Here is a 13590-nt window from a genome sequence, read left to right on the forward strand (position 1 = left end):
CGGCTCTCTCGGGTCCACATCCCGAGCTTCCACCACAGCCGTTCTGGCTCAGCAACCCATTCTCAAACAGGTTCTTAGTTATGACTCTTGACCAATCTCAACCGCCGGACTTAAGATTGTCTGGCACCAATTATTTTTCTGAGTTTTCGTACAATGAAATAGCCAAGGTAGAACTTAAACTTCACGCACTTCCAGTCAACACCTATTTTCCTGGTGACTACAGATCCATTGATGAGCTTCAACGTGATATTGCAGCGAATAGCTCTTAAATAACCACGCTTAACCAGACAGAAGCGATGCCCACTGCCGTCGGCGTCAGCCCACCGCCCCCAGATGATGGACTACTGCGCTGCCGATCCGGCGGATCTGGCCGTAGAGGCGCAGGATCGGGTCGAACAGCAGCGCATGCTCCTGGCCGTAGCTCTGGTTCTCCTCGCTGCGGTAGGTCGCGTCCACGCCGAAATCGTGGTGCTGGATGCGGGGCTCGGTCATCGGGAAGATGTCACGCAGGATCTCGATCACCGGCTCCACGTCGAGCTGGGTCAGCCGCGCGATCAGGCCGGAGCGGCTGAAATTGTGCCGGTCCGAGAAGTCCGGCACATGCACCGCCAGCACGTCCAGGCGCTGCATCAGGGCAAGGCGCAGGGCGTGGAGGAGGTGGATGTTGTCCCGGGCCTCCAGGTCGACCACGATCGGCACGGCACCGGCATCGCGGGTGCGGCGGCGATGCTCCTTCAGCGCGCGGGCCAGATCCATATAGTCGCGCAGGAAGACGCGGTGGATGCGGACCAGCCGCTCGTGCAGCCGCATCTGCTCGAACACGCCGGCCAGCTCGCGCAGTTCCTCGATCCGCGCATCCTCGTCATGGCTCTGCGCCCGCGCCAGCCAGGTCGAAGGATCGTAGAGGTCGATATAGGCCTTCACCACCTCCAGGTCGGTCCACTTGAAGGCGTGCTCGACCATGCCGAGCATCCGCCGGAAGCGCGGGCTCTCCGCATAAAGGCGGTGGAAGGTCTCCGGGTCCTTGGCGATCGCCCTGCCCACCCCGCCGATCGTGTTCGCCAGCATGCCGAGCTGCTGGAGGATCGAGTTGTGCGGGATCGCGCGCAGCTGCGAGGGGTGGTCCAGGCTCACCCGGCCCGAAGCACCATCATACTGGCGCTTGGCCGGCCGCGAGCCGGTCTGCCAGAGCATGTTGGTGCCCCAGGCGCCCAGGAGTGCTGCATAGTCGCGGTTCTGGATGACCTCGGCGTTGAACTGCTCGATCGAGGCGAAGAACTCGCCGACATAGACGCGCTCGGCGTAGAACGGGTCCGGTGCGGTGTCGACCGGCTCCAGGCAGTGCTCCAGCACGCGGGTGACCACGGCGAACGCGGTCTCCTCGGTCAGGAAGTACTGGTAGCCGTCGCTGCCCTGGTAGCTGCTCTCCTCGCGCAGCGTGATTCCCGCATCGCGGAACCGGCGCCGGCTCTCCGCCGTGTCGTAATAGGCGAGCCGGTCGCGGAAGCCGCCCGGATGGGCGCCCCGGCCGATGCTCTCGCCATGGGTGTCGAAGATCACCAGCTCGACCTCGGTCAGGCCGTGCTGCACCAGCAAGGGTGCGAGCTCCAGACGGATCTGCTCGATCAGGTAGCAGGCTGCGGTCTGGCCCAGGAAGCGGCCGGCGTCGGAGAAGCCGGTCTGCACGCACAGCCGGCCGCGCCGCTTGATGTAGTCGCGATAGACCGGCACCTCGAGCGCGCCCGCGATGATCTCCACGCCGCGCGTGAGGGCGATGCGGGTCTCGAACAGGGGCGAGATGTCGATCTGCTCATCGACGCCGAACAGTTTGGCGAAGTAGAGGGCCGCCAGCAGGGTGAACGAGGTCTCGCACTCGGCGATCAGGAAACGGATCGGCTCGTCCCGGTCGGCCAGGCGGAGCATATGCTCCACCAGCATGAAGATCCGCTTGGCGGTGGCCTTCTCGCCGCTGATCGTGCCGAGATGGATCGAGACCGGCTGGACCTCGTCGATCAGCCGGGCGACCGCCTCGACATAGGACTGCCGATAGGACGGGTCGTCTGCGGCATGCTCCATGCCGATCGTCTTGCGGATCGCGTTGTGCAGCTGGATCGCGTTGACGCGCATATGGGTGCGGGCCAGACCCAGCCCGTGCGCCGCCATGTCGGCATGGAGCAGCCAGAGCCGGCGCGCGGCATCCCCGTCCTCGACCTTGTCCAGCACGCGCTGCACCAGGGCCGCCAGCTCCCTGCCGCCGGTGATCCTTCCGGCGCCCTTGCCCAGCGAGCGGCGGCTGACCCGCGCCAGCCGCTCCCACCATTCCCCGTCGTCGAGCCTGGCCGCCTGCAGGAGGTCGATCAGCGAGCGAGACGCCTCGGCGGTGAGCACGATGCGCGCCTCGACCAGTTCCAGGGCGGCCGCCAGCGTCTCGTCGCCATCCAGCGCCCGCCCGAGCACGCGGATCTCCTCGTGCCAGGCGGAGAGCTGCCGCTCCTGGATCATCAGCCGGTGGGCCAACGTCGCGGTCCAGGGGATGTCCGATCGCCCATCCATGTCGTAGCCGACCCAGCTCGCGACCGAGGCGAGCCTGGGCACGATGCTGCGCCAACCGTCGGGATAAAGCTCCTCGGCGACCCGCTGGACGATGGCGTAGACCCGCATGAGCGCGGCACGCACCTTGCCGATCGCGAGCACCGACTGGCGGAACTCCTCGGCCAGGTCGAGCTGCGCCTCGGGCCCGTGCGGCAGCCGCTCGACCTCGCGGAGAACCGGTGCCCGCGCCGCCTCGTCGCCGGCCAGGGCCAGGTCGACCAGGGCCTGCTGGAGCTTGTTGGACAGGCTGAAGGTCGGGTGCGCGGTGAACACGAAGCCGTAAAGCACCCGGCCGACCCGTTGGCTGAACTCCTCGGCCGTGACGCGCTGGCCGTCCGCCTCGGCCAGCCCGCGGACCAGCCGCTCGATGCTCGCGGCGTTCGCGGCCGTATCCACCTCGCCCAGATAGGCGGAGAGCTGCTCGGCCCGGCCGATGAATGCCGCGGTCGAGAGCCGCCCGATCATGGCATCGGAGATCGACATGTCGATCTCGCCCCGGTCCATGGCGCGCTTGAGGTCGAGCGCCATCAGCCGGATCGGGCTGGTGAACGGATCCATGTCGACCCGGGTGCGGTGCTCGGCCAGGCGCTCGCGCGCCTTGGCCAGGACCGCGGCGGCCCGGTCACCTGCCGGTGCCGCCTGGGCCGAGCTGGCGCTGCCCTGGTCCGCCTCGATGTCCAACATGCCCGCCTGTTCCCCTGCCGAATGCGCGGCCAGTGTGGCGAGGTTCTTGTGCGATGCAACACGTTCGATGCGGGGCGCCGGCGCATGGTGGCGCCACCTTGCCACCGCACTTGCGATGCCGTACGCAACCGTCGAGGGATACGGGTTTTTCCTTGGAGCAGCGCATGCGTCGCAGAGGGTTATTGGCAGCCGCGTCGGCCTTACCCCTGCTCTGTGCCGGGCGCCCGTCCCTGGCTGCTGCCAACGATGCCGAGATCCTGGTGGAGCGGACGCGCGTCGCCCTGCTCGAGTTCCAGAACGACCCCGAGATCCTGCCCTCGGTCAGCCTCTATGTGCAGAATGCCTATGGCGTGCTGATCGTGCCCAACCAGGTGAAGCTCGGCTTCATCCTGGGCGGCTCGGCCGGCCGCGGCCTGCTCCTGGCCCGTGATACCGCCACGGGCGTGTGGTCGGACCCCGCGGTCTACGGCATCTATGGTGCCAGCGTCGGGCTGCAGCTCGGCGGCCAGGCTTCCGACACGATCTACACGATCATGAACAAGCCGGCACTCGACCGGCTGGTCGCATCCACCTCCTTCAAGATGGGGGCCGATGCCAGCGGCGCGCTGGGGCCGATCGGTGCCGGGATCGGCGCCGGCACCACGCCCAATTTCGGCGAGGACATCTACCTGTTCGCGCTGAATGCCGGCCTGTTCGGCGGCTTTTCGGTGGACGGCACGGTCACCGTGCCGATGCCGTCCTGGAACAAGACGCTCTATGGCCGCGATGTCGCGGTGAGCGAGATCCTGCAGGGCAGCGTGATGAACCCGGCAACCGAGCCGCTCAAGCAGGTGCTCAGCCAGTTCTGAGCCTGGCTCCGACCCTCCTCAGCGGGCGTACATCCCCAGGCTGCGGCGAAGTTGCTCCTGCTTGTCCCGGACCATGCCCGGGATCAGGAACAGGTCGACGACCAGCCAGACCAAGCCGACCAGCACGAACATGCTCAGGATCTGCAGGATTGCCGTGCCCGGCCGGCCCAGGTAGAAGCGGTGCGCGGCAAAGATGCCGAGGAAGAACCAGAGCAGATAGGCCACCGCGACGCTGGGGCCATCATTGGCTACCCGCATCTCGATCAGAACCCGCTCGTCGACCGCTCGATTGATCATGCGCCGTTCTCGAAATGTTCAGACGCGTCACGCGTCCTGGTCTTCGATCAATAAGTAGAACGGTCGCGCGAGAGAAAGCGCCGAGTCCTGTGGACTGGCTACTCTCTACGTTTCCAGATACCAGGCTACGGTCCGACCATTGCATCCGGGGTCGCGGGTGGCTCTCGCCCATGCGCAAGGGCCTGCAGGAGGGGATGGCGTTGCCGGCGGCCGTCAGGCCGCCTCGGCATCCACCGCGTCGGCAAGCTCCTTCAGCGTCGAGAAATGCCAGTCCGGCCGGGTGGCCTTCTCGACGGCCGGCGTGCCGCCGGAACCGTTCTGGCCCATGCGCCGCTCGATCCAGCAGGTGCGCAGCCCCAGGAGATGGGCGACGCCGATGTCGTGGTACTGGCTCTGGGCCGTGTGCAGGATGTCGCCCTGGCCGAAGCCGGCAGCCTTCTGCCGCTCCAGCATGTAGTGGAACACGCGCGGATCCGGCTTGCTGGCGCCGACATCCTCCGCAGTGATCTGCTCGTCGAACGGCTCGCCCAGCGTCTTCGCGAAACAGGACATCGCCCAGCGGTCCGAGTTGGTCAGGGCCACCAGGCGGAAGCGGCGGCGCAGGCGCTGCAGCGCCGCCACCGAATCCGGAAAAGCCGGCCAGTCCGGGATCGAATCGTGCAGCCCGGCCCCTTCCCCCTCGCCCGCGGGCAGGCCCAGCACGCCGGCGGCGACCTGGTAGATCCGGTCCAGGAGCGGCGGGAACGGCGCGTCGGGCTGCTCACCCTGCGCCACGACCTCGCCCCGGCCATAGGCCTCCAGGAGCGCGTCGTCGCCCACCTCCAGCGCGGCCTGCTGGGCGAGCGGGCGCAGGTAGTTCAGGACCCCCGCCTCGAAATCGATCAGCGTCCCGACCACGTCGAAGGTGATGACCTTGAAATCCGTCAGACGCATCGGGCACTCCACTCAGGGCCACGCCATCCGGCTGTCGGGCCGGCTCAGCGCTTCCATGCGAGGTTGAACAGGGTGCGCTTCTTGGGCGTTCCCTTGCCGGGGTCATCCGCGGTGAGCAGGTCGGCCAGCCGGCTGCGGGCCGCATCGGATTCGCCGAACACCCGGTCCCACATCTCCAGGACCATCTGCACGGTGTCGTCCTCGCCCCAGGCCGAGCGGCTGGTCCGCATCCGGTGGGTCACCACCGCGGCGGCGAGATTGTCGCGGAACTGCCGGCCGATCGAGGCCGGGGCACCTACCCGGTCGAGCAGCTGGGCCAGGCGGCGCAGCACCCGCCCGGTGCCATAGGCGCCCGCGGCATCGGTCAGTCCGGGCAGCCGCCTGGTCTCCGCCACTACCGACTCGTTCGGGCCGCCGGCAAAGCCCACATGGTCCTCAGCGAGCCCAAAGGCAGCCAGCCCCACCGGTGCCCCGCGCACCCCAGCGCGGAACGCCTCCTGGACCGCGTCGTCCCCCGCCATGCCCGGTCGTTCCGCAACCTTCATCATGAACGTCACGGGATAGTAGCAGGCCGGCCGTCGTCAACCCTCCGTGAGCGGGCCAGCGGCAACGAGCCGGGGATCCAGCGTGAACAGCTCGCGGGGACGGCCGACCCCGCGCAGGGCGAACCGCCCGAGCGACACCAGGTCGGCCCGCTCCCCGTCCGGCATGGCGGCCACGAACTCGGAGGAAAGCAGCATGTCCCGGTCCACCGAGCGGCACATGGAGGCGATCCGCGCGACCTCGTTCACGGCGGGCCCGACCACGGTGAAGTCGAGCCGGCTCTCGCTGCCGATATTGCCGAAGAAGACCTCGCCGACATGCAGCCCCAGATAGACGGAGGTGACGGGACGCCCCGCCGCACGGCGTGCCGCATCGATTGCGCGGCCGCGCTCGCGCAGCATGCGTTCGGCCTGCAGTGCCGCCCGGCAGGCCACCGCCGGGTCGTCCGCCTGGAAGACGGCCAGCGTGCCGTCGCCCATCAGCTTGAGCACGTCGCCACCGGCCTCGCAGATGGCGGAGATCACCAGCTCGGCATAGTCGTTCAGGAGGGGGATGACCTCGTCGGGCGGGGCGATGTCGGTGATCGTGGTGTAGCCGCGCAGGTCGGAGAACCATAGCACCGCATGGATCCGCTCGGCCACGCCGCGCCGGATCCGCCCCTGCAGCACGAGCTGTGCGGCACCGGCGCCGAGATAGACCTCCGCCAGGGTGGCGACGATGCGGGCCAGGGCCGCCGACTTGATCGCCAGCGCCAAGGGCGGGGTCAGGCGCCGCAATGCGGCGAGATCGGCATCGCTGAAGCCGCCCGGTGCGTCGGTCAGCCAGTGCGAGTAGACCGAATCCATCTCGCCGATCACCGCCTCGGCCGCGAAGCGATGGCGCAGGGCCAGGAAGTCGGTCGGGGCATGTTCCGCCAGGGTCTCGACCTCGGCGAAATCCAGCCCCTCGCCCGCCGAGAGCCGGCTGCGGATCTCGGCGACGTCGTCAGCGACCATGCGAAACGAGGCGCTGCGGTGCCAACGATCGGTGGCGTCGTCGCCGCGATCGGTGCGCCCGTACTCGACGACCTCCACCGCCTCCGCCCGGTCGCGCCGCCAGATGAAGGCGCGGCCTTCGTGGATCGGGTGGAGCGTGTCGATGATGACGATGACGCCGGCCAAGCGCAGCCCGGATGCGGCGCAGCGCTCGCACATTTGCTGGAGCAGGGCAGGCTCGGCCATGCCCTCCAGGCCAGCACCGGTCAGCCACTGGCAGTGCTGCTCGATGTCCGCGTCACGCATGCCGCCGCCCCCTGCCCACCGGTGTGCGGCAGGCAGGACATTCTGTCAAAGCCAGCGGGCCGGCGGCACCAGGCCGGTTCAGTGCGGGCTGGCGGTCGGGCGGACGATGATCTCGCTCACATCGACATCGGCCGGCTGCTCCACCGCGAACCGGATCGCCCGGGCAATCGCCTCGGGCTCCAGGGCGATAGCGCGAAACTCGGCCATGCCGGCACGGGCGGTCTCGTCGGTGATCGTGTCGGCCAGCTCGGAGCGGACCACGCCCGGCGAGATGGTGGTGACCCGGATGTCCCTGGATTCCTGGCGCAGCCCTTCGGAGATCGCCCGGACCGCGAACTTGGTGGCGCAATAGACCGCCGCGGTCGGATAGACCTGATGGCCGCCGATCGAGGAGACGTTGACGATCTGGCCGCTCTTCTGGCGCTGCATCGCCGGCAGCACGGCGGCGATGCCGTTCAGCACGCCCTTGATGTTGACGTCGACCATCCGGTTCCACTCGTCGACCTTGAGTGCCGCCATCGGCGAGAGCGGCATGATCCCGGCATTGTTGACCAGCACGTCGACCCGACCGAACCGCTCGATGGCGGCGGCGACGAAGGCCTGCACCTGCGCGGCATCGGTGACGTCGACCGCCTTGGTCAGCACCTTGCCGCCGGCAGCAGCGATGGTGGAGGCCAGCTGCTCCAGCCGGTCGACGCGGCGAGCACCGGCCACCACGACGGCACCGGCTCCGGCCAGCTCGCGCGCGGTGGCCTCGCCGATCCCGCTGCTGGCGCCGGTGATCAGGACGACCTTGTTCTCGATGGCGGACATGGCGGTCTCCTCAGGTCGGGTCATTCGGCGTCTTCCACGGGCAGGGCGATGCCGCGCTCGTCATAGAGTGCGCGCAGTGTCGCCGCGGCGTTCAGCGCGCGGGGGAAGCCGGCATACACGGTGGCCAGGTAGATGATCTCGTTGAGTTCGGCCGGTGCCGTGCCGAGGTTGAGGGCGTAGCCGGCATGGATCTTCAGCTGCGGCTGGAGGTCCTGGGCGGCCAGCATCGCCACGGTCGCGAGCTGGCGGGCCTGCGGGTCCAGCACGGTGCGGCCGACGATCTCGCCCAGCGCATAGTTCAGGGTCGCCTCGCCGAGCGGCGGGAAGTCGCGGCGCAGCCCGTCCAGGACCGGCTGGCCCGCCCCACCGCTGAGTGCGTCCACCACCGCTTGGCCGCGCTGCGCCCGCGCATCCGCGGTGTCGTTAGCGCTGGCGGGGCTGGCCGTGGTGGCGAGGCCGGCGGCGGTGGCGGCCATGGCGAGCGTCCTTTTCATTCCCTGCATGATGGTCTCCGTTGAAGGGCGACGGCCGGCACGATTGGACGACCGTCGCCGGCAGGCCTGAACCTCGCGCAGCTCGGACCTGGGGCGGTAGACGAGAGCTGCGGGATTCTTGCACGATCCTCCAGCAGGGCTGGACCGGTGCCGGCACTGGGCGCATGAGGCGGGCCGAGCGCGCGGCCTTGGAGCCAGGGAGGACCGGACATGGATGGGCATGAGGAGCTGGCAGGGCTGATCGGGCGGCATGTGGCCGGCGAAGGCATCCACCCATGCGCCATCCCGCGGCTGGCGCTGATCCGCAGCCGGGAGCGGACCGAGCCGGTGCACGTGGTCTACCAGCCCTCCTTGTGCGTCGTGGCGCAGGGGGCCAAGCAGGTGATGCTGGGCGAGCGGGTGCTGCGCTACGCGCCCGGCCAGTTCCTGGTGGTGTCGGTCGACCTGCCGATCGTCGGCCAGGTGATCCAGGCGGAGCCGGAGCGGCCCTATCTGGCCCTGCAGTTCCATCTGGACCCGGCTATGCTCGCGGCCTTGCTGCTGGAGGTCAGGCCGGGCGCGTCGTCTGCCCCCGACCCGGGGCCAGGCCTGCTGCTGAGCACGCTGGACGCCGACCTGCTGGGTGCCCTGGTGCGGCTCCTGCGCCTCCTCGACCAGCCGGCGGACATCCCGGTCATCGCCCCCCTGATCGAGCGGGAGATCCTCTACCGGCTGCTGCGCGGCGAGCAGACCGCAATGCTGCGGCAGATCGCGGTGGTGGAGAGCCGGCTGCAGCAGGTCAACCGGGCGATCAGCTGGATCAAGCGCAACTTCACCGCCCCCTTCAGCATCGAGACGGTGGCGCGCGAGGCGCGGATGAGCCCGTCCGCCCTCCACCAGCACTTCAAGGCGGTCACCGCCATGAGCCCGCTACAGTATCAAAAGCAGTTGCGGCTGCAGGAGGCGCGGCGGCTGCTGCTGGCCCAGGCGCGCGATGCCGCGGATGTCGGCCACGAGGTCGGCTATGACAGCCCCTCCCAGTTCAGCCGCGAGTATCGCCGCCTGTTCGGCGCACCGCCCGCCCGCGACATCACCCGGCTGCGCGACACGACCCTGGCCCTCGAGGCCTGAGCAACGCGGCCGGAAGGGAATGATGCGATTCCGCTTGGCCAGCCGCCTTCTTCCAGGACGTTTCCGAAACCGCACTGCAATCCGACACTCGTCATGGTGCAAGAACAAGTCGCTTTGCGCGTTTCAGGATGTGGTTTCCAGAAAGAAACTTGATAGTCAGCCATCAGAGAAATACAAAATCTCAGCCTGCCACAGATCAACTAGCTTCAACAACATGGTTTATCAATTATTTCCGATTGCTTTTAAGACGATTTGCCAGGACTTGCAAAGCATTCGCCGATTGCCGTAATGGTGTCGTGTTCGTCGAGAAGAACACGACTTTCCTCGCATAGCTGCACCGCACCCGATCAGGCCCGACCCACCTCGACCGGTGCCGGCACACTTCATCCTTGCTGGGGACCATGATGCATCGACGCGATCTTCTGGCCGGTCTGGCGGCACTTCCGGCTTCGCAACTGCTGACCGGCCTCCTGCCGGACGGCGGACTGGCCCAGGCTGCGGCCGCGCCTCTCAAGAAGAACTTCGTGTTCTGGGAATGCATGCGCTGGCAGAAAGGCCCGGCCAGCCTGGCGAGCTGCGGCCTGCGCCGGATGCCGATCTATTACGAGGCGTCGCTGATCACCAATGGCGAGACCGACTTCAAGAAGGTCGACAAGGTCATCGCCGACATCAAGGCGAAGAAGCTGCCCATGGTCACGCTGGACGTGGAGCTGTGGAACCCGGCTTCCATCCCGCAGCGCGAGAAATACATCCGGCTGATCGAGTACGTGCGGGCGCGCGTACCCTCCTCCACCAAGCTGTCCCTCTACGGCATCATGCCGCGGCCGCGCTACCACGACTATGTGGCCGGCGGCGCGCGCCTGAAGCAGCGGCAGCACGAGAACAAGATCGCGGCACCCCTCGCAGCGAAATGCGACTGGATCATGCCGATGTTCCACACCTACCAGCCGAACCGCGTCCACTGGGCCAAGTTCGCCAAGGTGATCATCGCGGAGGCCCGCCAGTACAAGAAGCCGGTGATGCCCTGGCTCTGGCCGCAATATCACGAGCGGACCTCACCGGCCGCACTGCGCCACACCTTCCTGCCGGGCGACTTCTTCCGCGAGCAGTTGGAAACCGCCTACACGCTGGCCGACAGCCTGTGCATCTGGGGCACGCGGATCGACCTGCCGAGCGGGACCAAGATCCGCGCCACCTGGAACCCGAAATCGCCCTGGTGGACGCAGACCAAGACGTTCCTGCGCAGCAAGAACGGCCCGGTCTGCAAGCTGTGAGCGTGGCGCTCCAGGATTAGTCGCCCGGATGGGCGGCAGGCCCGGCCCCGCCCATCCCCTGCGGCCCGCCATGCGGGCCCCAGTTCTCCAGCTGGTCGTTCGAGCTAGTGCTGGTGGTGCTGTCGGTGCAGGCGGCGAGCGCACCGGCCGCGGTGAGCAGGGCCACCATCAGCAGCTTGCGCAAGTGGAAGTTCCGCACGGATTGTCATCCCTGGTAGGTGCATGGCCGCTAAAGCCCGCAACTCTCGGGATCGTTCCGCCGCTCCTATGATTTCAGCCGGCTCCCATCCGGATCGAACTGCGGCTCCCTGGCGACCACCGCCGCAAAGCGCCGGCCGAGATAGTCGATTTCCAGCCGCGTGCCGGGCTCGCTCCGGCTGGTCGGCAGATAACCATAGGCGATCCACTTGCCGACCGAGTAGCCGTAGTTCGCCGAGGTGACGTAGCCGGCGAGCTGCTCCCCGGCATAGATCGGCTCCTTGCCGAGCAGGGTCGCCTCCGGGTCGTCGACCGTCAGGCAGCACAGCCGGCGCGCCATGGGCTGCATCTTCAGGTCGAGCAGCCGCGCCCGGCCGATGAAGTCGCCCTTCTTGAAGCGCACCGCCCAGGCGAGACCCGCTTCCAGCGGGTTGGTGTCCGGCAGGATGTCGGCACCCCAGAGCCGGTAGCCCTTTTCGAGCCGCATGGAATCCATCGCCCCGGCGCCGGCCGGGATCAGGCCGTGCGGCTGGCCGGCCTGCATCAGCAGCTCCCACAGCTCGCCGCCGAACTCGGTGGGGGCGTAGATCTCGAAGCCCAGCTCGCCGACATAGGACAGGCGCAGCGCCATGGTCGGGACATAGCCGACCAGCACCTTCTTCCAGCCGTAATAGGGCAGGCCCCGGTGCGAAACGTCGTCCTCGGTCAGCGACTGGAGGATCTCCCGCGCCTTCGGCCCCCACAGCCCCACCGCGCAATATTGGGAAGTGACGTCCTCGATCGCGACGCTGCCATCGGCCGGCGCATGGGCGCGGATCCAGCCCAGGTCATGCATGCCGACGCCGCCGCCGGTCAGCACCAGGAACGCATCGGGCGCCAGGCGGGCGACCGTGAGGTCGCACATGATCCCACCCCGGCCGTTCAGCATCGCCGTGTAGGTGACCTTGCCGACCGGCTTGTCGATGTCGTTGGCGGCGAGCTTCTGCAAGAAGGCAGCCGCACCCTTGCCGCTCACCCGGATCTTGGTGAAGGCGGTCAGGTCGAACAGGCCGGCGCTCTTGCGCACCTGCGCGTGCTCCGCCCCCTGGATCGGCGACCAGTAGCGGCTGCCCCACTCGTCGCGGACCGGGAAGTTGCGGCCTTCCAGCAGCTTCTTGTTGCTCTCGTACCATTGCGGCCGCTCGAAGCCGGCGGCGTCAAAGAACACCGCCTCGGCCTGCTTCTGCTGCGGGTAGAAGGGCGAGCGGCGGAGGCCGCGGGGCTCCTCCATCTGCTGCAGCGGATGGACGACGTCGTAGACCTCCTTGTACTGCTGCCAGCCGCGCCGGCGCACATATCTGGAAGTCTGCTGGTGCGGGGCGAAGCGGTTGATGTCGCCCTCGTGGACATCCCATTCTGGCTCGCCCGTGGCGATCCACTCGGCCATGGTCTTGCCCACCCCGCCGCCATGGGTGATCCAGACCGCCTCGGCGACCCAGAAGCCCTTGACCAGCAGGCTCTCGCCCAGCACCGGCCCGCCGTCGGGCGTGAAGCTGAACATGCCGTTGAACGCGTCGCGCACGCCGGCCTTCATCACCGCCGGCAGGAGTTCCCGGGTGGCCTCTCCCGCCTCCTCGAAGTCCTCCGGCGTGAACGGGTTCATCGACGGCATGACCTGCGTCTGGGCGAAGGCGCGGATGTCGTCCGCCTCCACCAGCCGCGGCGCGTGCCGGTAGTTGCCGATGCCGTACTGGCTGCCGTGCTGGCGGAAATACATCGACTTGTCCTGGTGGCGGAGCAGGACGTGGGTCGCCTCCTCCGTCACGCCGGCCAGCTCCGGGAGGTCGTGCGTCCAGGCGTACTGGTGCTCGCAGGGCATGAGCGGGATCGGCACGCCGGCCATGCGTCCGATCCGCGGGCCCCAGATGCCGCAGCAGACCAGGACGTGCTCGCAGGTGATCCGGCCCTGGCTGGTCTCGAGCCCGACCACCCGGCTCCCTTCGGTCAGCACGTCCAGGACCTCGGTCCGCCCCTGGAACGCAATGCCGCGGCCCCTGGCGTAGCGGATCATCGCCTCGGTGGCGCGCACCGGCTTGGCGATGCCGTCGGTGGGCGTCCAGAAGCCCAGGCGGACCTTGCCCGTGTCCATCAGCGGCGAGAGCTTGCGGCACTGCTCGGAGCCGACGATCTCGGCGGGGATGCCCCAGGAGCGGGCGATGCCATGGCGCCACCGGATATAGGTGTCGCGCTCCGCGCTGGTCGACACCTCCAGCCCGCCGACCTTGAGGAAGCAGGGCTGGCCGTCCAGTTCGAGCCCGTTCAGCAGGTCGACCGTGTACTTCGCGAACGTCGCCATCATCCGCGACGGGTTGGTCTGGAACACCCCGCCCGGCGCGTGGCTGGTGGAGCCGCCGGTGTGCGGCAGGTCACCCTGGTCGACCACCAGCACGTCGGTATAGCCCATCTTCGCCAGATGGTAGGCCGTGGCACAGCCGACGATGCCGGCGCCGACGATGACGAGCCTCGCCTGGGTCTGCATCCTCAA

Annotated in this window: 13 protein-coding genes; 4 read left to right on the top strand and 9 right to left on the bottom strand. The window is 68.1% G+C overall.

The features are described 5' to 3' along the window. On the top strand, positions 1 to 269 hold a 269-nt coding region (locus tag HLA95_RS22205; RefSeq protein WP_222184562.1), incomplete at its 5' end, for a hypothetical protein. Between the two features lie 46 nt (positions 270 to 315). Here the strand turns inward: HLA95_RS22205 and HLA95_RS22210 are convergent. Then, on the bottom strand, positions 316 to 3276 hold the full coding sequence (locus HLA95_RS22210) for a phosphoenolpyruvate carboxylase (RefSeq protein WP_191059544.1): 2961 nt from the start codon (positions 3274 to 3276) through the stop codon (positions 316 to 318). Between the two features lie 182 nt (positions 3277 to 3458). Between HLA95_RS22210 and HLA95_RS22215 the strand changes: the two genes are divergently transcribed. Continuing rightward, positions 3459 to 4124, top strand: coding sequence for a lipid-binding SYLF domain-containing protein (locus tag HLA95_RS22215; RefSeq protein ID WP_222184564.1), 666 nt, complete (start codon positions 3459 to 3461; stop codon positions 4122 to 4124). An 18-nt stretch (positions 4125 to 4142) separates the two neighbouring features. Here HLA95_RS22215 and HLA95_RS22220 read toward each other — a convergent pair whose 3' ends face one another. The 6 genes from HLA95_RS22220 to HLA95_RS22245 all read right to left on the bottom strand — a co-directional run bounded on the left by HLA95_RS22220 (position 4143) and on the right by HLA95_RS22245 (position 8493). After that, positions 4143 to 4421, bottom strand: a complete 279-nt coding sequence (locus HLA95_RS22220; RefSeq protein ID WP_191059546.1) for a TM2 domain-containing protein — start codon at positions 4419 to 4421, stop codon at positions 4143 to 4145. 213 nt (positions 4422 to 4634) lie between these two features. After that, the gene (locus HLA95_RS22225) at positions 4635 to 5354 is read right to left on the bottom strand and encodes an HAD-IA family hydrolase (RefSeq protein ID WP_191059547.1); all 720 of its coding nucleotides are present in this window, start codon (positions 5352 to 5354) and stop codon (positions 4635 to 4637) included. Positions 5355 to 5398: 44 nt separating this feature from the next. Further along, on the bottom strand, positions 5399 to 5875 hold the full coding sequence (locus HLA95_RS22230; protein WP_191059548.1) for a hypothetical protein: 477 nt from the start codon (positions 5873 to 5875) through the stop codon (positions 5399 to 5401). Positions 5876 to 5935: 60 nt separating this feature from the next. Next, entirely contained in the window at positions 5936 to 7177 is a 1242-nt protein-coding gene (locus tag HLA95_RS22235) for an adenylate/guanylate cyclase domain-containing protein (RefSeq protein WP_191059549.1), read from the bottom strand. Positions 7178 to 7255: 78 nt separating this feature from the next. Continuing rightward, on the bottom strand, positions 7256 to 7990 hold the full coding sequence (locus HLA95_RS22240; protein WP_191059551.1) for an SDR family oxidoreductase: 735 nt from the start codon (positions 7988 to 7990) through the stop codon (positions 7256 to 7258). 20 nt (positions 7991 to 8010) lie between these two features. Beyond that, entirely contained in the window at positions 8011 to 8493 is a 483-nt protein-coding gene (locus tag HLA95_RS22245) for a carboxymuconolactone decarboxylase family protein (RefSeq protein WP_222184566.1), read from the bottom strand. Positions 8494 to 8694: 201 nt separating this feature from the next. Here HLA95_RS22245 and HLA95_RS22250 point away from each other — a divergent pair, with 201 nt between their 5' ends. Then, positions 8695 to 9594, top strand: coding sequence for an AraC family transcriptional regulator (locus tag HLA95_RS22250; protein ID WP_191059575.1), 900 nt, complete (start codon positions 8695 to 8697; stop codon positions 9592 to 9594). Positions 9595 to 9995: 401 nt separating this feature from the next. Next, on the top strand, positions 9996 to 10868 hold the full coding sequence (locus HLA95_RS22255) for a hypothetical protein (protein ID WP_191059574.1): 873 nt from the start codon (positions 9996 to 9998) through the stop codon (positions 10866 to 10868). Between the two features lie 16 nt (positions 10869 to 10884). Here HLA95_RS22255 and HLA95_RS22260 read toward each other — a convergent pair whose 3' ends face one another. Next, positions 10885 to 11067 carry a hypothetical protein gene (locus HLA95_RS22260; protein ID WP_191059573.1) on the bottom strand — a complete coding sequence of 61 codons (183 nt, stop codon included), beginning with the start codon at positions 11065 to 11067 and terminating at the stop codon, positions 10885 to 10887. A 66-nt stretch (positions 11068 to 11133) separates the two neighbouring features. Continuing rightward, the gene (locus HLA95_RS22265; protein WP_191059572.1) at positions 11134 to 13584 is read right to left on the bottom strand and encodes a GcvT family protein; all 2451 of its coding nucleotides are present in this window, start codon (positions 13582 to 13584) and stop codon (positions 11134 to 11136) included. Positions 13585 to 13590: the final 6 nt, after the last annotated feature.

The organism is Geminicoccus harenae, assembly GCF_019800005.1.
Classification (GTDB): Bacteria; Pseudomonadota; Alphaproteobacteria; order Geminicoccales; family Geminicoccaceae; genus Geminicoccus; species Geminicoccus harenae.